This window comes from Dactylosporangium sp. NBC_01737 (genome assembly GCF_035963215.1).
Lineage (GTDB): Bacteria > Actinomycetota > Actinomycetes > Mycobacteriales > Micromonosporaceae > Dactylosporangium.
The window spans coordinates 11,107,248-11,131,952 of the sequence record NZ_CP109153.1 but is presented as its reverse complement, the minus strand read 5'-3'; the positions used below and the strand labels follow the sequence as shown (position 1 = coordinate 11,131,952).

General features: G+C 72.6%; 23 protein-coding genes. 12 read left to right on the top strand and 11 right to left on the bottom strand.

The features are described 5' to 3' along the window. Positions 1–91: 91 nt before the first annotated feature. The 4 genes from OHA72_RS51245 to OHA72_RS51230 form a co-directional block, all read right to left on the bottom strand. A complete protein-coding gene (locus OHA72_RS51245) occupies positions 92–481 on the bottom strand; it encodes an alpha/beta hydrolase-fold protein (RefSeq protein ID WP_327003376.1) in 390 nt (129 codons plus the stop codon). 490 nt (positions 482–971) lie between these two features. Continuing rightward, positions 972–2,807: a WD40 repeat domain-containing protein gene (locus OHA72_RS51240; protein ID WP_327003375.1), complete on the bottom strand. Its 1,836-nt coding sequence runs from the start codon at positions 2,805–2,807 to the stop codon at positions 972–974. A 37-nt stretch (positions 2,808–2,844) separates the two neighbouring features. Further along, entirely contained in the window at positions 2,845–3,408 is a 564-nt protein-coding gene (locus OHA72_RS51235) for a DUF7691 family protein (RefSeq protein WP_327003374.1), read from the bottom strand. 63 nt (positions 3,409–3,471) lie between these two features. Beyond that, positions 3,472–4,212 (bottom strand): hypothetical protein, encoded by a 741-nt coding sequence (locus OHA72_RS51230; protein ID WP_327003373.1) that lies wholly within the window; start codon positions 4,210–4,212, stop codon positions 3,472–3,474. Positions 4,213–4,498: 286 nt separating this feature from the next. Between OHA72_RS51230 and OHA72_RS51225 the strand changes: the two genes are divergently transcribed. From OHA72_RS51225 to OHA72_RS51190, 8 genes are all read left to right on the top strand, one after another. Further along, a complete protein-coding gene (locus tag OHA72_RS51225) occupies positions 4,499–4,888 on the top strand; it encodes a GntR family transcriptional regulator (protein ID WP_327003372.1) in 390 nt (129 codons plus the stop codon). Beyond that, positions 4,885–5,769 (top strand): ABC transporter ATP-binding protein, encoded by an 885-nt coding sequence (locus OHA72_RS51220; RefSeq protein ID WP_327003371.1) that lies wholly within the window; start codon positions 4,885–4,887, stop codon positions 5,767–5,769. The genes OHA72_RS51225 and OHA72_RS51220 overlap by 4 nt, the downstream gene beginning before the upstream one ends. A 5-nt stretch (positions 5,770–5,774) precedes the next feature. Then, positions 5,775–6,743 (top strand): ABC-2 membrane transporter-related protein, encoded by a 969-nt coding sequence (locus OHA72_RS51215; protein ID WP_327003370.1) that lies wholly within the window; start codon positions 5,775–5,777, stop codon positions 6,741–6,743. Between the two features lie 145 nt (positions 6,744–6,888). Continuing rightward, positions 6,889–7,800 carry an acyltransferase domain-containing protein gene (locus OHA72_RS51210; protein WP_327003369.1) on the top strand — a complete coding sequence of 304 codons (912 nt, stop codon included), beginning with the start codon at positions 6,889–6,891 and terminating at the stop codon, positions 7,798–7,800. 22 nt (positions 7,801–7,822) lie between these two features. Then, positions 7,823–8,650 carry a siderophore-interacting protein gene (locus OHA72_RS51205; protein WP_327011822.1) on the top strand — a complete coding sequence of 276 codons (828 nt, stop codon included), beginning with the start codon at positions 7,823–7,825 and terminating at the stop codon, positions 8,648–8,650. A 386-nt stretch (positions 8,651–9,036) separates the two neighbouring features. Further along, a complete protein-coding gene (locus OHA72_RS51200) occupies positions 9,037–9,828 on the top strand; it encodes a hypothetical protein (protein WP_327003368.1) in 792 nt (263 codons plus the stop codon). Positions 9,829–10,083: 255 nt separating this feature from the next. Continuing rightward, the gene (locus tag OHA72_RS51195) at positions 10,084–10,836 is read left to right on the top strand and encodes an NPP1 family protein (RefSeq protein WP_327003367.1); all 753 of its coding nucleotides are present in this window, start codon (positions 10,084–10,086) and stop codon (positions 10,834–10,836) included. Positions 10,837–11,046: 210 nt separating this feature from the next. Beyond that, positions 11,047–12,942 (top strand): hypothetical protein, encoded by a 1,896-nt coding sequence (locus OHA72_RS51190; protein ID WP_327003366.1) that lies wholly within the window; start codon positions 11,047–11,049, stop codon positions 12,940–12,942. A 78-nt stretch (positions 12,943–13,020) separates the two neighbouring features. On the opposite strand, the gene OHA72_RS51185 is transcribed toward OHA72_RS51190, so the two are convergent. Beyond that, complete coding sequence (locus OHA72_RS51185; RefSeq protein ID WP_327003365.1) at positions 13,021–15,774, bottom strand: tetratricopeptide repeat protein; 2,754 nt, start codon at positions 15,772–15,774, stop codon at positions 13,021–13,023. Between the two features lie 173 nt (positions 15,775–15,947). Then, complete coding sequence (locus OHA72_RS51180) at positions 15,948–16,277, bottom strand: hypothetical protein (RefSeq protein ID WP_327003364.1); 330 nt, start codon at positions 16,275–16,277, stop codon at positions 15,948–15,950. A gap of 58 nt (positions 16,278–16,335) precedes the next feature. Between OHA72_RS51180 and OHA72_RS51175 the strand changes: the two genes are divergently transcribed. Together OHA72_RS51175 and OHA72_RS51170 are read left to right on the top strand one after the other, a co-directional pair. Further along, positions 16,336–17,622: an NB-ARC domain-containing protein gene (locus OHA72_RS51175; protein ID WP_327003363.1), complete on the top strand. Its 1,287-nt coding sequence runs from the start codon at positions 16,336–16,338 to the stop codon at positions 17,620–17,622. A 17-nt stretch (positions 17,623–17,639) separates the two neighbouring features. Then, the gene (locus OHA72_RS51170) at positions 17,640–18,338 is read left to right on the top strand and encodes a tetratricopeptide repeat protein (protein ID WP_327003362.1); all 699 of its coding nucleotides are present in this window, start codon (positions 17,640–17,642) and stop codon (positions 18,336–18,338) included. 4 nt (positions 18,339–18,342) lie between these two features. Here OHA72_RS51170 and OHA72_RS51165 read toward each other — a convergent pair whose 3' ends face one another. Next, positions 18,343–18,966 (bottom strand): CbrC family protein, encoded by a 624-nt coding sequence (locus tag OHA72_RS51165; RefSeq protein WP_327003361.1) that lies wholly within the window; start codon positions 18,964–18,966, stop codon positions 18,343–18,345. Positions 18,967–18,999: 33 nt separating this feature from the next. Continuing rightward, positions 19,000–20,118, bottom strand: a complete 1,119-nt coding sequence (locus OHA72_RS51160; protein ID WP_327003360.1) for an epoxide hydrolase family protein — start codon at positions 20,116–20,118, stop codon at positions 19,000–19,002. A gap of 176 nt (positions 20,119–20,294) precedes the next feature. On the opposite strand from OHA72_RS51160, the gene OHA72_RS51155 reads away from it, so the two are divergent. After that, positions 20,295–20,963 (top strand): ArsR/SmtB family transcription factor, encoded by a 669-nt coding sequence (locus OHA72_RS51155; RefSeq protein WP_327003359.1) that lies wholly within the window; start codon positions 20,295–20,297, stop codon positions 20,961–20,963. Then, on the top strand, positions 20,935–22,164 hold the full coding sequence (locus OHA72_RS51150; protein ID WP_327003358.1) for an MFS transporter: 1,230 nt from the start codon (positions 20,935–20,937) through the stop codon (positions 22,162–22,164). Before OHA72_RS51155 ends, OHA72_RS51150 begins: the two co-directional genes overlap by 29 nt. Here OHA72_RS51150 and OHA72_RS51145 read toward each other — a convergent pair. Genes OHA72_RS51145 through OHA72_RS51135 form a run of 3 tightly spaced genes read right to left on the bottom strand, consistent with a single transcriptional unit; the run spans position 22,140 to position 24,696 of the window. Then, on the bottom strand, positions 22,140–22,916 hold the full coding sequence (locus OHA72_RS51145; RefSeq protein ID WP_327003357.1) for an arylamine N-acetyltransferase family protein: 777 nt from the start codon (positions 22,914–22,916) through the stop codon (positions 22,140–22,142). The genes OHA72_RS51150 and OHA72_RS51145 overlap by 25 nt on opposite strands. 20 nt (positions 22,917–22,936) lie before the next feature. Further along, entirely contained in the window at positions 22,937–23,890 is a 954-nt protein-coding gene (locus OHA72_RS51140; RefSeq protein WP_327003356.1) for an ABC-2 membrane transporter-related protein, read from the bottom strand. Further along, the gene (locus OHA72_RS51135) at positions 23,887–24,696 is read right to left on the bottom strand and encodes an ABC transporter ATP-binding protein (protein WP_327003355.1); all 810 of its coding nucleotides are present in this window, start codon (positions 24,694–24,696) and stop codon (positions 23,887–23,889) included. The genes OHA72_RS51140 and OHA72_RS51135 overlap by 4 nt, the downstream gene beginning before the upstream one ends. Positions 24,697–24,705: the final 9 nt, after the last annotated feature.

Below are 24,705 nucleotides of genomic sequence, written 5' to 3'. Positions count from 1 at the left end.
CAATCCGGGGGTGCCCGGCACATTGCCGCCGCCCCCCGGACCCGGCGTCCCGCCATCCCCCTGCGCGGGGGTGTGGCTGTCCCTACCAACCTCAGCCGAGGGTGAGGGCGGTCGCGACGAACGCGAACGCGGCAGGGACGACGGTGCTCCAGTAGCCGAAGTTGTGCCTGCCGCCGGTGTACCCGCCCGCGGCCGGTTGCTCGGGCAGCCAGCGGTGCAGTGCGCGGACGTCGCGGTACAGGGGGTCGTCGCGGCCGCACCACAGGCCGACGGGGGTGCCGCGGAGCCGGTCGGCGCCGGTGAAGACGGCGTCGCCGGGCGCGACCGCGGGCGAGAACGCGGCGACTGCGCGGGCGAAGCCGGGGAACGCCTCGGCGAGCAGCAGCGCGCCGGCGCCGCCCATCGACCAGCCCCACACCGCGATCCGCGAGGTGTCGAAGCCCCGTCCGGCGCACCACCGCGGGACCTCCTCGTGGGCCATGCGCTGCGGGTCGTCGGTGCCGCCGGGCCGCCAGGCGAGGCGGTCGCCGGTCGCGCCGCGAGGACGAACGGCGCCGCGCCGGCGTCGACGGCGGCGGTCAGGTGCCGGCCGAGGCCGAGGGCGGGGAAGTCGCGGGCGGTCTTGGAGCCGCCGTGCAGGACCAGGCACACCGGCAGCCCCCGGCCGTCGCCGTGTCCGGCTGGCACGCACGTGTACAGGTCGACGGTCCGGCCCCTGGCCTCGGAACGGCGCTGTTCGAGGCGTTCGTCGCCGAGCGCCGCGTCCGGCACGACCGGGTCCGGGCCGCCGCGGCCCTGCAGTTGCGCGCCGCCGCCGCGACGATACCGGCGGCGCCGGTGAGCACGAGCCGTCGCCGCATCCAGCCACCCCGTCGCTGTCGTGGCGCCCGCCAGGCGCCGTGGTGTCGTCGTGTCGTGGTGTCGTGGTGTCGGGGCGGCCTGCCGGGGCCGCCCGCACTGTCCAACGACGCTCAGGTCTCCAGGCGGTGGCGCAGGACCGCGGCGAGCACGTCCAGGGCCTCGTGGACCGCTGGGCCGTAGTCGCGCCGCCACCCCTCGGGCCCGGTCCCGCCCGCCGCCCGCCGGCGGGCGTTGTCGACCCGGTCGGCGTCGACCGGGCCGAGCCGCGCCGCCGGGCGGGTCAGCACGTCCAGGACCGACTCGCTGACGACGTCGTGCACGTGCGCGGTCCGGTCCCGGTCGGAGAACACGATCCGGCCGCCGTCTTGCGACGCCCACACGCACCACGCCGGCCGGCCGAGCAGCGCCGGCAGGTCGTCGGCCGGGTCGAGCGTCTCGGCGTCGAACAGCCGCAGCCGCATCCGGCTCCCGTGCGTGCGTGGCCCGACCGCGAGGACCTGCCCCCGGTCCCGCAGCGCGGTGACGTGGGTGAGCCAGCCGACGCTCGGGCCGGTCGCCTCCGGGATCAGCCGGCGGCCGTCGACCTGCCAGCGGGTCAGCCGGCCGTGGTCGCTGGTGACGAGCCGGTCCGGGCCCAGGAACACGGCCTCGTGGACCGGTCCGGTGTCGTCGGTCCACGCGACCGCCTGCCGGCTCGGGGCGAGCACCGCGATGCTGCGGTGCCCGTGCACGGCGAGCCGGCCGCTGTCCGGATCGACGGCGAGGGGGTGGCAGCTCGCCCAGCGCGGTGGCGGCATGCGCAGCGCCGGGATCCGCCGGACCGTCAGTGGGCGGCCTGAGCCGACGAGCAGTTCGCTGCCGTCGACGATGGTGATGAACCCGTCGCCGGAGGGGATCAGCGGCCGGGAGTTCATGCCGTTGCCGACCCGGTCGTAGCGCTGCTCGTCGGCCAATGTCCGGCGGTGGCCGTCGGCGGTCAGCTCGTACAGGTGGTAGCGGTCGTGCACCTCGGCCACGACTACGTCGCCGAGGTCCAGCAGCGCGCCCTCCCGCAGCGGGACCGGCCACTGGGCGAGCGGCTGCCCGCCCGGCAGCGAGAAGCGCCGCACCGCGTCCGCCTGCCACATCCCGTCGCTGGAGGCCAGGACGATGCTGCGGCCGTCGGGTGCGAACGCGGCGGCGCGCAGGTCGGGCAGGACGGTGATGCGTGTCGGCGTCGCCGCCAGCTCCCGCTCGGCCTGCGCCAACATGTCAGGGTCGGCGCGGGCGAGCCGCGCGAACAGTTGCCGTCCCGCCGCGTCACCGGGGCACCAGTCGTCGAACCGGCGCACGGTCGTGACCGCGGAGCGCACCGGCAGCTCGGTGGTGAGCCGCCACAGGCGTTCCCATTCGCCGGTCGCGGCGAGGTGCCCGGTGAGGAGCTCGACCTCGTTGTCCGCGAGGCCGGCCGCCCGGTTCGTGCGGGCCAGGATCCCGGGCAGGTCCAGGTCCCCGTCGGCGGTCAGCGCCTCACGCAGCATCGCGCGGACCGCCGGCGCGGCCGTCTGGTAGCCCTCGGTGATGAGCGTGCCGTCGGGGTCGCTGTCGTGGACCTTCTCGAACTGCCCGGTCAGCAGGTGGAACACGACCCGCTCGACGGGCTCGCCGGGCGCCAGCCCGTGCTCGATGCACAGCCGCGCCAGCGTCGCCCGCATGGCCGGCGACGCCACCGGTGAGACGGCCCATTCGCAGATGTCGCGGGTGAAGGTGGGCCGCCACCGGCGCAACGCCTCGAACGCCTCCGGCCGCGGCTCCCGCAGCCACCGCTGCCACACGGCCTCGATCGCCTTGCGGTCCCCGGCGTCACCGGCGGCGAGCAGCCGCCGCCACGCGCGCCGGGCGAGCACACCGCTGCCCGGTCCGGTCCCCGCCCTGCGCGCGAGCCGGGCCGCCCGTCGGGCACTCAACGCATCGGCCACCGTCGACCAGTATCCACGCCGGCGATCAGTGGTAGAAGCCGATGATGCCCTTGTGCTCGGCGGCGGCGTCGGCGGTCCAGGCGGCGACGGCGCGGACCTCGTCCGTCGTGCCCGCCCGCAGCGGTTCGGCGGCGGCGGCGACCTCGTCCGCCGTCCAGTATCCGATGGAGGGGAAGTCGTCCGGCGACGGGAAGTCGACGGGTGCGCCGCGGAAGATGAGGTCCGACATGGTGATCCCGGCGCCGGTGGCCTTCAGCGCCGGGTCGACGGTGCTGTCCAGGTAGGACGACGGGCACGGGTAGAAGTGCTCGTTGTTGAGGAACCGGCCGGAGAACTCGACGATGTACTTGAAGCCGTAGCCGTACAGGTGCCCGGGGAGGGTCTTGTCGCCGCCCATGACGAGGTGCTCGATCGCGGTGAACACCGACGGCGCGCCGCGGTCGTTGGAGCAGTCGAGGTCGTCGTTGAGGCGGGCGATGTCGGTGCGGAACCTGCCGCAGATCACCCGCCGCACCTGGTTGTCGCCGCTGCCGCACAGCGCGCTGAGCTTGTCGATGTCGACCCGGTAGGCCATCACGCCGTACCCCATGACGCATCCCTTCATATCCATCGAGTGCGGTCGACCGTATACCCCGTCCGCACCCCGGGACGGTCAGGGAGCCTCGGGCGGCAGGGCGGTGACGACCGAGTACGCCTGGGCCTCGCCGAGCTCCCAGGCCGCGACGACCCGGCCGCCGGCCTTGCGCATGCCGTTGAAGCCGGGGTGGCGGTTGCGGACGTAGTGGGCGCCGGCGCAGCGGGCCGAGTGCGCGTCGAGGCACAGCATGCGCAGGTGGTCGCGGAGCCCGTCGTGGCCGACCGCGGCGAGGCGGCGCTCCCACTTCGGCTGCACGACGCACTCGGGGTCGAACGGCACCAGGCGGTCCGGGCCGCCCATCGTCCACGTCGCGTGGCGCATCGCGTCGAACAACGTGCCGTCGGTGTGGATGCGGGCGTCGAGGTGCACGAGGTCCTCGGCGAGGTCCTCGGCCGTCAGGCCGCGCGCGGCGAGGACCTTGCCGACGTGCGTGCCGGGCCGGGGCTTGCCCAGCTTCGGGATGTCGGTGTCGATGAGGAACACGGACCGGCCGAGGTCGACCCGCCAGTCCTTCCACGACAGGGTCTCGTCCTCGTCCGGGTCCGCAAGGGCGGGCACCCCGTCGAACGGCGCGCCGACGACCGCGCCGCCGGTGAGCAGCGCGAGGTCGAGGTCCTCGTCGAAGAAGTCGTCGGAGACGACCTCGTCCCAGTGGTGGAAGGCGTACGTCGCGTCCGGGTCGAACGTGGTCAGGGGTGCCCGCAGCAGGATCTCGAATCCTTGTGCCAGCTGGGTTTCCCAGTCGTCCTCAGGCATCGGCGCATCGTACGGGACGCCGGTGGACCGTCCGCGGTGAGTGACGGCGACGTCGCCCGCGCCGAACGGGTGGCGCGGCAGGGCATCGGCGCACGGATCGGTGTCGCGGTCGAGCACGCCCGGGCGCTGCGACCTCGGCGTGGACCGACGGCAACCACAACCACCCGGCGCACGTCGACGAGTGCGCGGTCGTCGCCGGTGTGCTCCTGCTGTACCGCTTGTACCGGCCTTGACACAAACAACTGGGAAGCTATTGTGCTAGTAACCTAGTTGAAGTGAGGTGGCGGTGATCGAGTTCCATCTGGACACCCGCTCGGGGGTCTCGCCGTACATGCAGCTGATCCAGCAGGTGCGCCAGGCCATGCGCCTCGGCGTGCTCGTCGAGGGCGACCGCCTGCCCACCGTGAAGGAGGTCGTGGCCGGCGTGGCGATCAACCCGAACACCGTGCTCAAGGCCTACCGAGAGCTGGAATACGAGGGCCTCGTGCAGGCCCGCCCCGGCATCGGCACCTTCGTCACCCGGACCCTGAGCGGCGACACCCTCGCGGCGCACGAGCCGCTGCGCCGCGACCTGCGCCGCTGGCTCACCGACGCCCGGACCGCGGGGCTGGACGAGGAGAGCATCGAGGCGCTGTTCGTCAGCACCTTCCGCGAGCCGGTCGGCGACCGCGCATGACCAACGTGCTGGAGGCCAAGGGCCTCACGAAGGTCTACGGGCGGCGCAAGGCCCTCACCGACTGCACCATCACCATCCCGACCGGTCGCGTCGTCGGTCTCGTCGGGCCCAACGGCGCCGGCAAGTCGACCCTGCTCCAGCTCGCCTGCGGCCTGCTGAGCCCGACGTCCGGCACCATCGAGGTCCTCGGCGGCCGGCCGAACTCGGGACCCGGCCAGGTCGCCAAGGTCGGCTTCGTCGCGCAGGACACCCCGACGTACGCCGGGCTGACCATCGCCGAACACCTCAAGTTCGGCGCGCGGCTCAACCCCGGCTGGGACGCCGGCGTCGCCGAACGCCGCATCGCCGCGCTCGGCCTGGACCCCGCCCAGCGCGCCGGGAAGCTCTCCGGCGGCCAGCGCGCCCAGCTCGCCCTGACCCTCGCCGTGGCGAAACGCCCCGAGCTGCTCATCCTCGACGAGCCCGTGGCCAGCCTCGACCCCCTGGCCAGGCGCGAGTTCCTGCAGAGCCTGATGGAGTTCACGGTCGAGCACGAGGCCAGCGTCATCCTCTCCTCGCACCTCGTCGCCGACCTCGAACGGGTCTGCGACTACCTGATCGTGCTCGCCGCCGGCCGGGTCCAGGTCGCCGGCGAGGTCGACGAGCTCGTCGGCACCCACCACCGCCTCACCGGCGCCCGCTGCGACCCGGCCACGCTGCCGGGCGGGCAGGAGCTCGTCTACGCGGGGCACACCACGAAGCAGTCGACGCTCGTCGTGCGCAGCACCGCCCCCATCGACGACCCGGCGTGGGTCGTCGAGCCGCTCAGCCTCGAGGACGTCGTCCTCGCGTACATGACCGACGCCGCCGGGCGCACCCGAGTCCTGGAGCCGCAACGATGACCTGGATGGCATGGCGACAGTTCCGCGGCCAGTTCCGGCCCCTGGCGGGCGCCGTCGCGGTCGTGGCGGTGCTGCTCGTGGCGACCGCCGCCCACATCGTGAACGTCCGCAACGCCAGCGGCACCCCGGACCTGTTCCTCTCCGACCTCAAGCAGGGCTACGAGGCGAGGGTCTATCAGCTCGGCAGCGCCCTGCTGTTCGCGCTGCCGGTCGTCGTCGGCGTGTTCTGGGGCGCGCCGCTCGTCGCCCGCGAGCTGGAGACCGGCACGCACCGCCTGGCGTGGAACCAGAGCATCACCCGCACCCGCTGGCTCGCCGTCAGGTACGGCACCGTCGCGCTCGCCACCGCCGTCGTCACCGCCGTGACCAGCGTCGTCTACGGCTGGTGGGCCTCGCCGATCGACGCCGCCGCGCTGGACCGGCTGACGCCGGCCGCCTTCGGCGCCCGCGGGCTCGTGCCGGTCGGCTACGCGCTGTTCGCGCTCGCCGTCGGCACCACCGCCGGCCTGCTGCTGCGCCGCACCGTCCCGGCGATGGCGGTCACCGCGGCCGTGCTCGCCGCGGTCCAGCTCGCCCTGCCGTTCGCGCTGCGGCAGCACCTCGTCCCGCCGGTGCACGCGACCGTCGCCCTCGACATGAACAACCTCGACGAGCTGGGGATCAGGCCCGACGCGTCGATCTCGATCACCGGTGACGTCACCATCCCGGGGGCCTGGCTGCTGTCGAACGACACCGTCAAGCCCGACGGCACGCCGTTCGTCCGGCTGGACGACCCGACCCCCTGCCTGCGGGAGAACGACAGCATGCGGGCCTGTGAGGCTGCCATCGAGGCACAGCACCTGCAACAGAAGGTGGTGTACCAGCCGCTGAGCCACTTCTGGCCGCTGCAACTGGTGGAGACGGGCCTGCTGCTCGCCCTCGCCGCCCTGCTGACCCTGCTGTCGTTCTGGTGGATCCGGCACCGGGTCACCTGAGCGCGCGGCGTCAGGCGCGGAGCCGCCGGGGACGGGCATGACCCCGGCGACTCCGCTCGTCACAGCTTGACATCACTCGTGGAATGCTGGGGGGCATGACGGCGTTCCTGGACACGGTCCGGCGCGAGTCCGAGGACCTGGCCGAGTGGGTCGACCGCCTGCCGGTCGAGGGCCGGACGTCCCGTTCCCCGACGCCGACGACCTGCCCGACGCGCTGCTGGACCTCTCGGTGCCGCACGACGCCGTCAACGACATCGTCGCCGTCCACCGCGCGACACCGGACCTGGCGCGGCTGCGGGACCGGTGCGCCTGGACGGTGCTGTCCGGCCTCGGCGCCGTGTACGACGGCAACGCCGACCTGCGGGCGCTGCCACCGTCCCTGGGCGCCGCGGGCCGGCTGCTGGCCGTGTTCGTCGCGGTGGCGGTCGCGCCGCACACCGTGCGCCACAACGCCGCCCTCGGCATCGCACCGACGGTCACCCTCCGGTCCCTGGCCGACATCGGCCGGCAGGTCGCCAAGCACCGCCTCCGCCACGGCGTCCCGGGCGTCCTGTCGCCGTACTGGCTCGGCAACGCACTGCGCGGCCAGCTGTTCGAGCTCGGCCGGCTGCAGTTCCAGCGGGCCGTGCTCGGCAGGCGCACCGGCGCCGCCGCGGGACACCCCGGCGGGCCGTGCCTGGACCTGCACATTCCCGACTTCCGCGGGCCCATCACCCCGTCGGCGTGCGACCGGTCGATCGACGCCGCACACGCGTTCTTCGCCACCCACTTCCCCGACGAGGCGCCCGCCGTGGCGACCTGCCACTCGTGGCTGCTCGACCGGCAGCTGGCGGCGCTGCTCCCACCGGGGTCGAACATCACCGCCTTCCAGCGTCGCTTCACCCCCGCGTACCAGGCGGAGACCCCGACGGACACGGACCTCCTCGACTTCGTCTTCGACGACCCGGCCCTGCCGCTGGACCGGCTCCCGCGCGACACGACCCTGCGCCGGGTCGTCCTGGACCATCTGGGCGCCGGCGGTCACTGGTACGAGGGCAGTGGCTGGTTCCCCTGGTAGCGGCGTATACCGTTGACGCGTGATGGCAGAGCAACCGGCGCGGCGGGCACCGCAGGCACACACCGGGCGGGTGGTGCGCACCGAGCGGCTCACCCCGAACATGCACCGGGTGGTGCTCGGCGGCGAGGGCCTCATTAGGTTCGACGCCGGACAGTACACCGACCACTACGTGAAGTTGATGTTCCCGCCGGCCGGGGTCGTCTACCCGCGCCCGTTCGACCTCGCCGCGATCCGGGACGGCCTGCCCCGCGAGCAGTGGCCGGTGACCCGCACCTACACGGTGCGCGCATGGGACCCGATCGACCGCGAGATCACTCTGGACTTCGTCATCCACGGCGACAGCGGCATCGCCGCGCAGTGGGCGATCGCCGCCCGGCCCGGCGACGAGATCTCCTTCGGCGGCCCCGGCGGCAAGTACGCACCCGACCCGGCCGCCGCCTGGCACCTCCTCGCCGGCGACGAGAGCGCCCTGCCCGCGATCGCGGCGGCCATGGAGCGCCTCCCGGAGGGCGCGACGGCCGAGGCGTTCGTCGAGGTCGCCGACGCCCGCGAGGAGCAGAAGATCCCCGGCGTCACCTGGCTGCGCCGCGGCGGGCGGCCCTACGGCGAGGCCCTGGTCGAGGCGGTCACCGCCGTCGCGTGGCGCGGCGACGATGTGCACGCCTTCGTCCACGGCGAGGCCGGGTTCGTCAAGGAGCTGCGCCGGCACCTGCGCCTGGACCGCGGCGTCCCCCTCGAGCGGCTGTCCATCTCCGGCTACTGGCGCCTCGGCCACGACGAGGACGGCTGGCAGGCCTCCAAGCGCGACTGGAACACCCAGGTCGAGGCCGAGCAGGAAGCCTCGGCCTGACGTCACCGGACCATCGCAGCCGGTCCAGGATCAGGTCCTGCACCGCGCCGGGCACCGCGTCGCCGTCGGCCTTCAACAGCTCCGTCACCAGCAACGGGTTGCCGCCCGCGAGGCGCCGCACCACCTCCGGGCCCCGCCCGTCTGCCGCCCGATGTCCTGCAACGGCCCCAGCGCCCGCGGCGTGACCGGCCGGTCACACCCGCCCCACAGCACCCTGGCCCGCGCCCCGCACCGCCGCGTGAACTCCGCCACCAGCGACGACTTGCCCAGCCCCGCCTCCCCGGCGACGACCGCGACCCGGCCACCCGCCTGAGCAGCGTGTCGAGCGTCTCCAACGCCGGGGCACGCTCCCAGAGGTCCATGACCTGCAACTCTAGGCTGTCGCGGTGGCACTGCTGTTGAAGCTCCTGCTGGGCCCGCTCCTCGTGGTCGGCTCGTCCCTCGCCGGCCGCCGCTGGGGTGCCCCGGTCGCCGGCACCCTCGTGGCCCTGCCGATCGTCGCCGGCCCGATCCTGCTCGTCACCTGCCTCGAGCAGGGCCCCCGCTTCGGTGCCCGCGCCGCGTCGGCGGCCCTGCTGGGCCTGGTCTCCCTGGCGGTGTTCACGGTCGCGTTCGCCTGGTGCTCCCGCCGCACCGGCTGGGCCGGCTCGCTGTCGGTGGCCTGGCTCGTGACCCTCGCCCTCGACGTGGGCCTGGCGCGCCTGCACGTCCCCGCATTCGCCGCGTTCGCCGTGGTACTGGCAGCGGCCTGGCTCGCCCTGCGGGCCTTCCCGCCGCCACCTTCACCGGCCGCTGCCGCGCCCGCGGCGCCCGTCTGGCCGTGGTGGGACCTGCCCGGCCGTGCCCTCGCCACCGCGGCCCTGGTGGTCACGGTGACCACGGCGGCGGCGACCGTCGGCCCGTCGATGACCGGCGTCCTCGCCCCGTTCCCGATCGCGACGAGCGTCGTGGCCGCCTTCGTCCTGGCCCAGCAGGGCAGCGAGGCCGCCGTGCGCACGCTGCGCGGCGTCCCGCGCGGGCTGCTCGGCTTCGCCGTCTTCTGCCTGCTGGTCGCCGTCCTCGTCGAGCACCTCGGCACCCCGGTGACGTTCATCGTCGCGGTCGCGGCGACCCTGACCGTCCAACTGCTGTGGCGCTGGGCGCTGACCTCCCCGGCCCGCGCGGTGACCACGGGCTGACGCCGTGCGGAATGCGGCGGATCCGTTCGGGCCTGTCGCGTGACGGCCCTCACCGTTGGCTGACCTTCGTGTCAGAGGCGGTTTCGCCCGGCGGTCACGGGATGTTCACGCCTTGCCGGTCGCGTGACATACTCGCGATCATCGATATTCGTGTGGGCCGCCGATCGGGGCGGCCCACGAGTGTCGATCAACGAGAGGCATGCGTTGGAACACGTGTCATCGCCACCAGTTGCCGCACCGAGGCGCCGCCGGGCCGTGTCATGGACCGTGGCCGTCCTGGCCGCGCTCGGCGTCATGCTGCCCGCGACGGCGGCGTTCGCCGATTCGCTGCCCAACCTGCCGCAGAACGCCGGCGGCTATGAGCAGTCGTTCTCACCCGCGTACGACTACGACACCGACGGCTGCTACGCCGTCGCGGCCATCAGCCCGGCCGGCACCCTCAACCCCGGACTGAACCCCACCGGCGCCCTCAACGGCAACTGCCGGGACCAGTCCGACCTGGACAGGACCCAGACGTACGCCCGGTCGAAGTGCAACAACGGCTGGTGCGCGATCGTCTACGCCAGCTACTTCGAGAAGGACCAGGCGCTGCCCGGCATCAGCCTCGGCGGCCACCGGCACGACTGGGAGCACGTCATCTCCTGGGTCAACCAGGCGAGCAACCAGGTCGAGTACGTGACCACGACGCAGCACAGCAGCCAGGTGACGTACCCGCGCTCGCAGGTCCGGTTCGACGGCAGCCACCCCAAGACCGTGTACCACAAGGACGGCGTGTCCACGCACTTCTTCCGGCTCGCCAACTCCAACGACGACCCGCCGGAGAACCACTACCACCTGTGGCGCTATCCGCCGCTGGTCGACTGGAACGGCTGGCCCACCACGGCCCTGCGCGATCGGCTGATGACCGCCGACTTCGGCTCGGCCACCATCAAAATCAAGAACGGCTCGTTCGAGTCGCTCCTCACCGCCTCCAAGCCCGCCGCGATCCCGTTCAACCCCCAGGCCTGACCAACCCACCACCACTGGCGCCGGCGCCGCCGTCGTCGGGGGACCGCTCGTGCGCGGCGATCCTCCGACGGCGGCGAGTCCGGTAGTTGACGGCGCGCCCGGCCGGTCAAGGCGACAATGGGGCACTCGTCTGTCAACGCATCGTGGGAGCTGGCCATGCGTGACATGCCCCGATCCGCGTCGGTCCCAGAGCTACCAAGCGAGCCGGACGTGCCGGACGTGCCATCCGGCGGTGCGTGGCTGGCCATGGCCGGCGATGCGCTGCGACACGCGCCGCCTTACCGCGACGCTGACAGTGTGCCGCTGCCGCGACATTGGGCTCGTCTTCTTGCCGCCACCAGGTCTGATGTTGACGCGGCCGGGCCCGCCACACACCTGCTGTATCCGCTGCCCCCCGTCCGTCTCCCGGTCCCGGTCGGCGTCCAGGATGTCGGTGACGACCCGGATGCGAAGGTCATCGAAGCCCAGCGGGTCACGGTGGTCGAGGACGCGGAGGAGCCGGAGGAGGTTCTTGACCGGCGGCCCGCGGGATCAGCGGCTGCGGTGGACGATGTCGTGCCGGACGTTCCGGTCGTGGAGTCTGCGGTCGTGGTGGACGATGTCGTGCCGGACGTTCCGGTCGTGGAGTCTGCGGTCGTGGTGGACGATGTCGTGCCGGACGTTCCGGTCGTGGAGTCTGCGGTCGTGGTGGACGATGTCGTGCCGGACGTTCCGGTCGTGGAGTCTGCGGTCGTGGTGGACGATGTCGTGCCGGACGTTCCGGTCGTGGAGTCTGCGGTCGTGGTGGACGATGTCGTGCCGGACGTTCCGGTCGTGGAGTCTGCGGTCGTGGTGGACGATGTCGTGCCGGACGTTCCGGTCGTGGAGTCTGCGGTCGTGGTGGACGATGTCGAGCCGGAGGCCCCGGCCGAGCCGGCCCTGCGGTTGGTCGATGAACCTGTGCACGCAGCGGGCGAGCCGTCACACGCGGTCGATGTGGTGGTCACGTCGCCCGAACTCGCGGGCAAGCTGGACGAGATCCGTGATCGGCCGGCGACGGTCGACCGTGACCGGTTCGACAGGCCGGCTCCGGCTCCCCGCTGGCATCCTGAGCCCGGGCTGGTGAAGGAGCACCGGACGCTCGCGATGGACGTCCTGCGTCAGGCGGTGCGCGATACCGCACCGACGCGGCTGGTCCCGCCCGAGGTCAAGCGGCTGGTGGAGCAGGTTCGCCAGCTGGCGGAGGTGCGCAAGAATCGCGGTCTGGTCGACCGGCTGGAGGGGCTCGACTGGACGGACACCGCTGCTTGCGTCGGCGCCGTCGCTGGGGTGCTCCGCGACATCACCGGCGATGAGCGGTGCGCCGAGCGGCTCGATGGGCTGAACGACTGGGTGCGCGACCTGTGCGAGGTGGCCAATCAGGTCGAGCGCCACGGCGCGCCGAAGATCCTGGTCGCACCCGCTGCCGACGGTACGCTCGACGGGCCCGTCGAGCGCCGCGCCATGTCGGCCGTCGAGGTCCGCAAGTCGATGGGCGTGACCATCGGTGCCGACAACGAGGTGGACGTCGTGCATCTGTGCGAGGTCGAGCACCCGGTCGTCGAGATCGCCGAACTGTTGGAGATCGGGCCGGACGGGCCCGTCTTCGGTCACTCGCACTGGGGGTACGAGTGGGCCGGCGGTGCGTTGCCGGTCGGGTCGAGCACCCTGACCGAGGGTTCCGTCATCGACGTCTGGAACTGCGTCGGCGTCTCGGTCGGTGACCAGAACCGGGTCAGCAACACGTACCGGCAGACCATGGAAAGCTGCCCCGTCCGCCTGGCAGTCCTGCTGCGGAATGCGCGGCTCCGGGCGGTACTGGCGCTGTGCCTGTCCAACTCTCCCGAAGCGGACGGCGCCAGGCAACGCCTCCCTGACGTCGTCGCCGAGGTGGCGGCCGGCGTCGATCCTGCCGAGCTCGTGTCAGAGGCCGAAATCGTCGCGTGGGCGGCGCGCCGGCAGCGTCTGACGGTCCGGTCGAGCGGCTCCCGCTTGACGATCGTCCACGGTGTCGGTGTGGCGATCGGCTACGCCCCGACCCTGCACGCAAAGACCGTGGTGAAGATCGGCGCTCCGCAGGTGCGGTAGGCCGTCGGTCACGGGAACCGGCGATCGGAACGCGGAAACACGGTCGGAACGCGGAAACACTGGAGGCGGCGCCCTGCTTCAGGTGCCTGCCGGTGGCGCGGTGATCTGCTGCATCCTTGCGCGCAGCGCAGCGAGGTTGTTGCGGGTGTCGGCGGTGTCAGGGTGGTCGTAGTCGAGGACTCGGTGGCGGTCGGTGAGGACCTGTTCGTGCAGCTCGATCGCCTCGGTGATGCGGCCCGCCGCGGCACAGGCGACTGCGAGGTGGCTGCGGGCGGCCAGAGTGTCGGGATGGTCATTGCCGAGGACGCGCTGGGAGTCGGTGAGGACCCGCTCGTGCAACTCGGCGGCTTCGGTGATGCGGCCGGCGGTGGCGTAGGCGAGCGCGAGGTAGTTGCGGGTGGTCAGGGTATGCGGATGGTCGTCGCCGAGGATCCGGCGGCGGTCGGTGAGGACCTGTTGGTGCAGTTCGATGGCTTCGGTGACGCGGCCGGCCAAGGCGTACGCACGGGCGAGGCTGTTGCGGGTGCTCAGGGTGTGGGGGTGGTCGTCGCCGAGGATCCGGCGGCGGTCGGTGAGGACCTGTTGGTGCAGTTCGATGGCTTCAGTGATGCGGCCGACCAGGGCGTAGGCGCGGGCGAGGTTGTTGCGGGTGGCCAAGGTGTCGGGATGATCGCTGCCCAGCATGGGCCGGCGATCGGTGAGGACCTGCTCGTGCAGCTCGATCGCCTCGGCGACGCGGCCGGCCGTGGCGTAGGCGAGCGCCAGGTTGTTGCGGGTCGTCAGGGTGTCAGGGTGGTCGTCGCCGAGGATGCGCTGAGAGTCGGTGAGGACCGCTTCATACGACCGGATGGCTTCGGTGACCCGGCCCGCCGTGAGGTTGGCGCTGGCGAGATTGTCACGGGTGGTCAGGGTGTCGGGGTGGTCGTTGTCGAGGATCCGGCGGCGGTCGGCAAGGACCTGTTCGTACAGTTCGATGGCTGCGGCGATGCGGCCGGCCGTGGCGTAGGCGAGCGCGAGGTAGTTGCGGGTGGTGAGGGTGTGGGGGTGGTCGTTGCCCAGGATCCGGCGGCGGTCGGCAAGGACCTGTTCGTACAGTTCGATCGCCGCGGCGATGCGGCCGGCCGTCGCGTAGGCGAGCGCGAGGTTGTTACGGGTGGTGAGGGTGTGGGGGTGGTCGTTGCCCAGGATCCGGCGGCGGTCGGCAAGGACCCGTTCATACAGCTCGATCGCCGCGGTGACGCGCCCCGCCGTGGCGTAGGCGCGGGCGAGGTTGTTGCGGGTGGTCAGGGTGTGGGGGTGGTCGTCGCCGAGGATCCGGCGGCGGTCGGTGAGGACCTGTTCGTACAGCTCGACCGCCTCGGCCAGACGGCCCGCCACCCGGTGGGCGACGGCGAGGTTGTTGCGGCTTGCCAGGGTGTCGGGGTGGTCGTCGCCGAGGATGCGCCGGGCGTCGGCGACGGTGTGCTCGAACTGCGTGATGGCGGCGCTGATCTGTCCCTGATGCTGGCGGTAGGTGGCGGCGTGGTTGCCGAGGACGATCGAGGTCGAGTTGTCGTGTCCGGCGGGCAGGTGAGCCAGGAACGCGTCGAAGTGGGGCAGGAGCGTGTTCCAGCGGGGCCAGCCGCTGTACTTGTTGATCGGGTCGTCCGGGATCGCCGCGGCGAGGAGCCGTCCGACGTGGCCGGTGATGGGATCGCCGGCCTCGGGGACCGCTGTGTTGGTGCGGGTGACGGCTTGGACGAGCCGGTGCATGCTGATCGTGTCGGCATTGCAGGTGATCATGTTGTAGGAGGCGAGCAGAGCGACCGCGTCGCCGACGTCGGTCTGGTTGTCGGCGAGCGGCTGGAGCAGGTCTTCGGGGATGTCGTCGGGGGCGAGCCAGGCCAAAACGGCCATCACGACGCCGGCGAGCGGTGATCTGGTGTGGATGGCGGTCATGGTGATCTGCCAGACCGAGGCGATGGTGCGGTGCGCGTCGCCGCCTTCCCCGCCGTTGGCGGCGAGCTGCGCGAACTGCGCCGTCAGCTGGGTGCGGTACGTGTCGAACGTGAGGTGGCGGTGCTGGCTGATGTAGGCGGCGGCCTGCTCGAGGGCCAGCGGCAGGTCGCCGAGGTCGGCGGCGAGCCGGTCCGCGCTGTGATCGTCGTGGAGGCCGGTGAGTTCGGTGAGCAGTTCGATGCTGGCGGCGCGGTCGAGGACGCCGAGCTGGAGCGGGGACAGTCGCAGCCGGGTCCAGCGTGCCTTGCCCAGATCGCGGCGGGTGGTCACCACCACGTGCCCGCGGCCGGCGATCTGCCCCAGCAGACCGGTGATGTCCTCGACGTTCTCCACGTTGTCCAGGACGAGCAGCCAGCCGGTGTTGGACTGCAACCAGCCCACCGCCCACGCCTGCGCGTCGGCGAGCGTCGCGACCGGGTGCAGCCGGCTGGTCAGCGCGGCCAGGCCGAGGTTGACGTTTTCAGCGGTGTCGGCCGTCACCCACCACACCAGCCGATACCGCGAGATGTGGGCGCGGGCGTAGTGGACCACCAGCTCGGTCTTGCCGACCCCGCCGAGACCGTGCACCGCGGCCTGCCCGACGACCACACCGGCGCTGCCGTCATGCAGCAGCCTGTCCAGCATGGCCAGGTCACGGCCGACGAACACCCCGGACGCGATAGGTAGGTTGTGCACGAACGTGCCCTCGGCGACGCGTTGCACCGGCAGTGTCGCAGCGTCCACACCCAGGTTGTTCATTGTGGAGTGATCGCCGACCTGAACACCTTGGCTCGCGGTGATGGACACCTGCGGCGGCGGCTCGGCGCTGGTCGGCTGATTCCCTGCCGTGCTCACCGCGGAGACGTGCCGAACGCGTCGATCTGGGCCTTATCAGGTACTCGGGCGGTCCGGCACCGAATGGGAGTCAGAATCGGCATTCCCCGCCTCCTCGGCGCCAAATGAAGAAGGATCCATTGTCACATGACAAGGATCCCGTTCTTGGGCACGTTCGACTGCACGACGGCGAGCTACAAGCGGCGCTGTATGTGTTTATGTTTTTTCTTGAAGGCCGCATCACCCCCCTTGTGCAGAAAACCGGGGAACCGGTAGGTGGCCGCGCCCGCCAACAGCAGCGCAGCGGCGATGGCGACGTCGACCGATGCGGACGTGTCCGCCTCGCCGGCGGCGCTGAGGCTGAAGCCGGCGGCAACGGCGACCGGCACGAGCGCCGGGTGCACCGGCGGCATGTCATTGCTGTGGCGTAGGCGCGCCACACGGGACCGCAAGCCGGCGAAGAAAGAGATCAACAGGGCGACCAACACGCGGAACCCCCGCATGCGGAAGTCGCGTCGGCCCATGGCGGCGAGTATGTCACACTCGTGCCCACGGTCGAGGTCGCTGACCCGAAGGTGGTGTGTGGACGGCGTGTCGGTGCCGATGTCGTTCTCGAATGCGCAGGGCATCCAGGTCAACTTGGCGCCGGGCAACACGCAGATCAATGTCTTCGAATTGCCGCCGGCTTCGGTGACCTGGCCGATGCGGATCGGCCGGATCCCGCTTCAGGCGTCGGCGTTCCAGCCGAGGGCCGAAGCGCCGGCGATCATGGACATTGACGGCGGACGAGGTACCCCGACCTTGGTGCTGTCCGGTGGTGGCGGCGTCGGCAAGTCGCAGCTCGCCGCCTGGTGCTGCGCCGAGGCGGCCGCGTCCGGGCTGGATCTGGTGCTGTGGATCGACGGGCGCCGGGTGGACACCGTGGTCGACGGGTACGCCGAGGCCGCCGGCCGGATCCGCGTTCCGGGCGTGAGCGCCGACGGCGACCAGGAGCGCGACGCCGCCGCGTTCCTGGACTGGCTGGCCACCACGGACCGCCGCTGGCTGGTGGTCCTCGACGACGTCACCGACGTGGCGCAGCTGGCCGGGTGGTGGCCGGCGGGCAGCAACGGATCCGGGCGGGTGCTGGCGACGACCCGGCGTCAGGATGACGCGGCCCTGTCCGGCAGCGGCCGGACCGTGGTCACGATGGACGTGTTCCGTCCGGGCGAGTCGCGCGACTACCTCCGGAGCCGGTTGCGTGAGGCGGGCAGGGCGGACCTGATCGACGACGCGCTCGACGGGGTCGCCGAGGATCTGGGCCACCTGCCGCTCGCCCTGTCGCACGCCGCGGGATATCTGATCAACGAGGCGGTGACCGGCGCCCGGTACCGGCGGCTGCTGTCCGACACGACCGTCCGCCTCGATGCGCTGCTGCCGCCGAACGCGGACGCCGACGGCTACGGCCGGCACGTGCCACACACGCTGCTGCTCACGATCGACGCCGCGGTCGACGCGGACCCCAACGGGTTCGTCGCAGCGGCGCTGCGGCTGGTGTCGGTCCTGGACCCGGCCGGTCACCCGGTCGAGTTGTGGGCGCACCCGGCGATCGCCGCGCACCTGACGCGCCACCGGACCTGGCCGATGCGGCGCCGCCTGCTGAGCAGGAAGGCGGACGGCGACCAGGTGCGCGCCACCCTTGCGGTGCTGCACCGGTACGGGCTGCTGACGAACGACGGAGCCACCGTGCGCACGCACGCGTTGACCGCGAGGGCCGTCCGGGAGGCCGCACCTGCCGCTGTGCCCGGTGCGGTCGGCGCCGCGACGCGGGCACTGCTCGAACTCTGGCCGGAGACGGATCATGTCGACGGGAACGGGCCGCCGCGCTGAGGGCGAACGCGGACACGTTGGGCGGCCTCGCCGGTGACCGCGGCTGGCACGGCGACGGGTACCGGCTGCAGTGCCGCGCGGCGACCAGCCTGCAGGACGTCGGCCAGCGGACCGCCGCCGCGACGCGATGGCAGCACCTCGTCGCCGGTGCGGAACGCGCCCGGGGTGCCCGGAATCCGGCGACCCTTGCGGCGCGCGGCGGTCTCGCACGGGCCTACCAGCAGGCCGGCCGCACCACCGAGGCGATCGCGCTGCAGGAGAGCGTCGTCGCCGGCTACGGCCCGCGGCACCCCGACGCGTTGGCCGTCCGGGCGGACCTGGCCACCTCGTACGCGCAGGCGGACCGTCTCCTGGACGCGATCGCGATCGAGGAGGCACTCCTCACCGACATCAGCCGCCGCTTCGGCGCGGACCATCCGGACACGGTGGCGGCGTGCGCGAACCTGGCCGCGTCGTACTGGCAGGCCGGCCGCACGGATGAGGCGATCGAGTTGGAGGAGCGGGTCGCGGCCGACACGTCGCGTCTGTTCGGTGCGGATCATCCGGACACGCTGGCGGTGTCCGCGAATCTGGCGGCGTCGTACTGGCAGGCCGGCCGCACCGATGAGGCGGTCGAGGTCCAGCGGCAGGTGGTGGTCGACTCGCGCCGGATCCTCGGGCCCGAGCACACCCACACCAAGGTGGCGGTCGAGGTGCTCCGGGAGTGGCAGCAGTGAGGTCTCAGCCGCAGTCGCTGTGGGTGCGCAGGGTGGCGCAGTGCCGGCAGCGGAACACGTACACGCGCAGGTCGGGCTCACCGTGGTGGAGGGTCAGGCCGTGCTCCCACGCGTCGGCGATGGTGGCCGGGTCGACGTCGCGGATGATCTCGGCGAACAGGTCGTAGCCGGCGCCGGGCCGGGCGGATTCGAAGTCCGGGCGGGTCCATTCACCGAGGTACACCATGGGCAGGTCGTGGCAGAACAACCAGCGCTCGCCCTGGAAGGTCGCGTACCGGGGGGTGCGGAGGAGCTCCGCGTCGATCACGCCGGCCTCGGTGACGTGGGACTGCGCCCACCGGCCCGCACGCAGGCACGCCACGCAGCCGCGCAGCGGCAACGGCACGCCGGAAGCGAACGGGAGGGTGACCGGCGCGGCGCAGCGGTGGCAGGTGTCCGAGCGGCGGCGGGTCCGGACGCGGGTCTGCCCGCCGCAGGCGTCGCAGGGGACCATGACGTCGTCGAGCGGGAGGCAGACGCCGCGCCGGTCGCACAGCACGCAGCGGCGGCCGTCGGTGGCGCCCTCGGCGTACCGGTGCGGGCCCAGGAACAGCGGCACCGGTACACCCAGGTCGGCGAACGTGCTCATGGCCGCCGAGCATGCCACGGCGGTGGGGCGAGGTCAGCGCACGGTGCGGAAGAACGTGCGGACGTCGGCGGTGAACAGGTCCGGGACCTCGAGGGCGGCGAAGTGGCCGCCGCGGTCGTACTCGGCCCAGTGGGTGATGGTGTTCAGCGGCTCGGCGAACCGGCGGATCGCGATGTCCTCGGCGAAGTTGGCCACGCCGGTCGGCACCGTGGACGGGGTGGGCCAGTGCCGGGTGTGCATGGACTCGTAGTACATCTGGGCCGAGGACGCGCCGGTGTTGGTGAGCCAGTACAGGGTCGCGTGGGTGAGCACGTGATCGGCGTCGATCGAACCGGCCGGATTGGCCCAGTCGTGGAACTTCTCGCCGATCCAGGCCAGCTGCCCGGCGGGGGAGTCGGCGAGGGCGAAACCGAGCGTGTGCGGGCGGCTCGCCTGGATCTGGAAGTAGCCGTTGCCCTCGGCGAGGTACCGGTGCATCCGGTCGAGGCGGACCTGCTCGGCGTCGGTGAGGACGGTGCCCTCGGGCAGGTCGCCGAACGGGATGAACCCGACCGTGGCGGCGTTGACGTGCACGCCGACGACGTGCCCGGGGTCGACCCGGCCGAGGTCGGGCGCGATGAAGGCACCGAAGTCGCCGCCCTGCGCGCCGTACCGGTCGTAGCCGAGGCGGGCCATCAGCTGCGCGTAGGCGCCCGCGATGCGCCGGGAGTCCCAGCCGGCGCCCGCCGGTCCGCTGAAGCCGAAGTTCGGGTGCGACGGGATCACCAGGTGGAACGCGTCGGCCCGGTCGGCGGGGTTGGTCAGCGGCTCGATGACCTGGAGGAACTCGGCGAATGAGCCGGGCCAGCCGTGCGCCAGCAGCAGTGGCAGCGCCCCCTCGTGCGGCGAGCGGACGTGCAGGAAGTGCAGCTCGTGGTCGTCGATGCGGGTGGTGTACTGCGGGTGCCGGTTGATGCGCTCTTCGACGGCGCGCCAGTCGAACTTCGTCGCCCAGTGCTCCACGAGGTCCCTGAGGTACTCGACCGGTACGCCGCGGCTCCAGCCGGTGCCGGGCACCTGAACGGGCCAGCGGACCCCGGCGAGCCGGCGGCGCAGGTCGTCGAGGTCCGCCTGGTCGACGTCGATCCGGAACGGCGTGATGTCGGTGCTCATGAATCGGACTCCTCAGCGTCGACTGCGGGCGTTTGCCCCCTGCACCCGAGGATGCCAACGGATGCGGACAGCTTCTGTCCTCATCAGCGGATGTCAGATCTAAAAGACACTTTTACATCTGCCCGGACGTGTGGCAGTCTGAAAGAGACTTTTAGAGTTTCGTGGAGGGCGCGGGCATGGGGCGGGAAGCACGACGCACGATCACCGAGCCGGAGGCGCTGCGGGCCCTCGCTCATCCGGTGCGCTACGAACTGCTGAACCATCTCATCGCCGCCGGTCCCGCGACCGCGTCGCAGTGCGCGCGGGCCGTCGGCGACACCCCGTCCAACTGCAGCTACCACCTGCGCGCGCTGGCCAAGGCGGGCCTCGTCGCGCCGGAGGACTCGGCCGACGGGCGGGAGCGGCCGTGGCGGGCGCTGGTCACCGGCTTCTCGGTGCCGCCCGACGCCGACCCCGACTCGCCGGACGGCCGGCAGGTGGCCGTGATCGCGGCCCTGTCGATCCAGCGCGACCAGCGCCTGGTCCGCGAGCGCCTGGCCCGGCGTGACCGGTCGCCGGCGCAGTGGCGCGACGCCGAGCAGTACGGGCTGTACACGCTGCGGCTCACCCCCGACGAGCTGCGCACCCTCGGCGACCGGATCGACGCGCTGATCCGCCCGTACATCGGGGCGACCCGCGACGACGCGCCCGCCGATGCCGGGGCGGTGCACTTCGGCTTCCACGGGTTCCCTCTCGACGACACCGAAACAGACACCGAAACAGACACCGAAACAGACACAGGCATCGACACAGACATCGACAGCGAAGGGACGTCCCATGAAGCAGGGTCCGCTGGCGCATCGTGACTTCCGCCGGCTGTGGCTGGCCGGGCTCATCTCCGACAGCGGCGACTGGCTGCTGCTGGTCAGCCTGCCGATCCTGGTGTTCCAGCTGACCGGCTCGCCGCTGCAGACGTCGTTCGCGTTCCTGGTCGAGCTGGCCCCGGCGGTCCTGCTCGGGCCGGTCGCCGGGCACCTCGCCGACCGCTGGGACCGGCGGCGGCTGCTGGTCGGCATCACGCTGGTCCAGGCGGTCGCGCTGCTGCCGCTGCTGCTCGTGCAGGACCGCGCCGACCTGCCGGTCCTGTACGCCGTGATCGCCGTGGAGGCGGCCATGCTGACGCTGTTCGGCCCGGCGAAGAACGCGCTGCTGCCGACGCTGGTCCCGGCGGAGCAGCTGGTGCCGGCCAACTCCCTCATCGGGCTGAACCAGAACCTGGGCCGGCTCGCCGGCGGGGCGCTCGGCGGGCTGCTGCTGGTGGTGAGCGGCCTGCCCCTGATTGTCGCGGTCGACCTGGTCACGTTCGTCGCCGCGGCCGCCCTGATCGCGAGCATCGCCGCCGGTACCGGCGACCGGGACGACGCCGCACAGGCACAGGCACAGGCAGCGGCGGGGCGGCAGCGCGTCTTCGCCGGCCGCCGGATCAGGGCCGGGCTGACGGTCGCGGTCCTGGCGGGCTGCGCCCAGGGCATCTTCGTCGTGCTGTTCGTGGTGTGGGTGGTCCGCGAGCTCGGCGGCGGCGCCGCGGAGACCGGCCTGCTGCGTGGCGTCCAGGCGATCGGCTCGATCGGGGTCGGCCTGCTGCTGGCCACCGGGCGGCGCACCCCGGGCCCGGCCACGCTCATCGCCGCGGGGTCCGCCGCCTTCGGCCTGATCTCGGTGGTCGTGTGGAACGGGCCGGCGCTGACCACCGCGCTGCCCGTCTACATCGGACTGTTCATTGTGGTCGGTGCGCCCGGCATCGCCATGCTCACCGGGCTGATCAGCCTGCTGCAGCAGGAGACCACGGATCAGGTGCGGGGGAGGGCCTTCGGGGTGTTCGGCGCGATCTACGAGGGCAGCAGCGGCGTGGGGATGCTGGCGGCCGGTCTGCTCGCCGACCGGATCGGCATCATGCCCATGCTGAACCTCCAGGCGGCCCTCTACCTCGCCGCGGGTGCGACGGCGTTCCTGCTGCTGCGTGAACACCGGCCGGTCACGGCTCAGGCCGTCGCGCCTTCGACCTGAGCGGCCGGGACGGCGTCCAGTGCGATGCCGAACGCGTCGTGGTAGACGGCAAGGATCTCCGCGTCGTCCAGGATGCGTTCGGTACGCTCGGCGCCCGCCGTCGTGATGAGCGTCCGGCCGCTGAGCGTGACCCGGCCGGTGCCGGTGACGATCGAGCAGGTCAGCTTCCGGGTGAAGTGCGACTCCGGCGACGTGCGGTGCCACCAGCACAGCGGCGTGAAGTCCAGCAGCTCGTAGGGGCGCTGGTCGAGCAGGTACTCCCAGGTGCCGTCGCCCCGGACCGCGAGGTCGGGCCCCTGCGGCAGCACCTCGTAGACGCCGCCCGGGTCGGGCTGCGCGTCGGTGACGTCCATCCGCAGCGGGTGGTGCGCGAACTTGCCGAACCCGACGTCGACGAGGTACGGGGCGTCCAGCTGCACCCGCACCGCCATGTGGTCCAGGGGCACGCCGAACCGCCGGCCGGTCCACACCCGGCAGGAGTGCAGGGTCACCTCGTAGCCCAGGGCGGTGAGCAGCGCCGCGAAGGCGCCGTTGAGCTCGTAGCAGAAGCCGCCGCGCCGCCGGTCGACGACCTTCGCGACGAGCGCGGCGGGCTGCAGCACGATCTTCTCGCCCAGGTGGACGCTGAGGTTCTCGAACGGCACCGTGGCCAGGTGCGCCCGCTGCAGCGTGCGCAGCGTCGCGAGGTCGGCGGCGGCGGGCCGGGGCACGCCGATCCGGTCGAGATAGGCGTCCACCCGTGCCTCGTCCATCGCCCCAGCCTACGACGCCCTCAGGCGACCCTGATCCGCCACAGCGCCACGCCGGCCAGGGCGAGGGCCGAGGCGAGGAACAGCAGCGACTCCAGCCACTGGAACCGCCAGTAGTGCCCGCCCGGGTGGTAGGCGACGTCGACGTGCAGGTCCAGGGCGGCCACGCACTGCGCCATCACGTCGAACTGCCCGGAGAGGCAGCCGTGGTACCGGTCGAGGTCCACCGTGCGGCCGTCGGCGGTCAGCAGCCTGCTGGTGGACACCACCCAGGCGTTCGGCGCGCTGAGGCCCTCCACGTCCGCCTCCGCGCCGAGGAAGCTGAGGTTGCGGATGACCTCGGCGGACATGGCCTGCGACCCGTGCACCGGCGTGCTGAGGTGCGGCCGGACCACGCTCGGCACGGCGACCTGGACGGCGGCGAACAGCAGCGCCGTCAACGCCATCGCCGGCACGGTCCGGCGCAGCAGCAGCCCGATGAGGGCGCCGAGCACGACGGCGCAGCAGGTGTAGGCGACCGGCGCGAGGTTGCGGGTGCCGAACAGCAGGGCGGTGAACCGGTCGGCGGCGACCGCGTCGTACGGGCTGGCGGCCCACGTCAGCAGGAGGCTGAACAGCCCGGTGAGCGCCGCGGCGGCGGCGCACACGACGGCGAGCCGCACGAGCAGCCAGCGGCGCCGGGACACGCTCTGGTTCCACACCAGGCGGTGCGTGCCGCTCTCCAGCTCCCGCGCGACCAGCGGCGCACCCCAGAACATGCCGAGCAGCGCGGGGGTCACCAGCAGCAGCGCGTCGAGCAGGTACAGCCGTGCCTGGTACCGAGCCTGGAACTCCCGCAGGGAGCCCGATGCGACCGCGTCGTGGTGCTCTTCGCGGATCTGGACGCCGAGCACGACCAGGTAGACGGCGAGCACCGCGAGGGCGGCACCGGTCACCAGCAGCTGGGTGCGGATCTGCCGCCAGGCGAGCCACGTCATCGCGCACCGCCCGCGACGGCGCCACGGTGCAGGTAGGCCAGGACGAGCTCCTCCAGCTGGACGGGCGCCGCGCCCGGCCCGCGCACGACCCCACCGTGCACGACGTCCGCGCCCGGTGGTGGCGATTCCGCCCGGTGGTGGGCGTCCAGCAGCGCGGTGACGTCCCCGGCGAGCTGGACCCGCCCGCCGGCGAGCACGACCAGGTGGTCGCAGACCCGCTCGACGTCCGACAGCAGGTGCGAGGACAGCACCGCGGTCGCGCCGAGCTCCGTCACCGACTCGATCAGCGTGCGCAGGAACTGCTCCCGGGCCAGGGGATCGAGGGCGGCGACCGGCTCGTCGAGGATGAGCAGCTCGGGCCGTTTCGCGGTGGCGACGGTCAGCGCCAGCTGGGCGCGCTGCCCGCCGGAGAGCCGGCCCGCCCGCTGGCGCGGGTCCAGGCCCAGCGCCGCGACCCGGCGCGCGGCGAACGTGGCGTCCCAGCCGGGGTTGAGGCGGGCGCCGAGCCGCAGGTGCTCCGCGACGGTCAACGCCGCGTACACCGGCGTGTCCTGGGCGACGAACCCGACCCGCGCCAGCCGTGTGCCGGGCCTGGCGCCGAGCACCGACACGGTCCCCGACGTCGGCGCGATCAGCCCGCAGGCGAGCTGCAGCAGCGTCGACTTGCCGGCGCCGTTGGGCCCGACGAGCCCGGCGACCCGGCCGGGCGGGATCCGCAGCGTGCAGTCGGCGAGCGCGACCCGGCGCCCGTAGCGTCTGGTGAGGCCCTCGGTCGCGAGGGCCGGTGTGGTGACGGAAGTGGCCATGCGCCCATC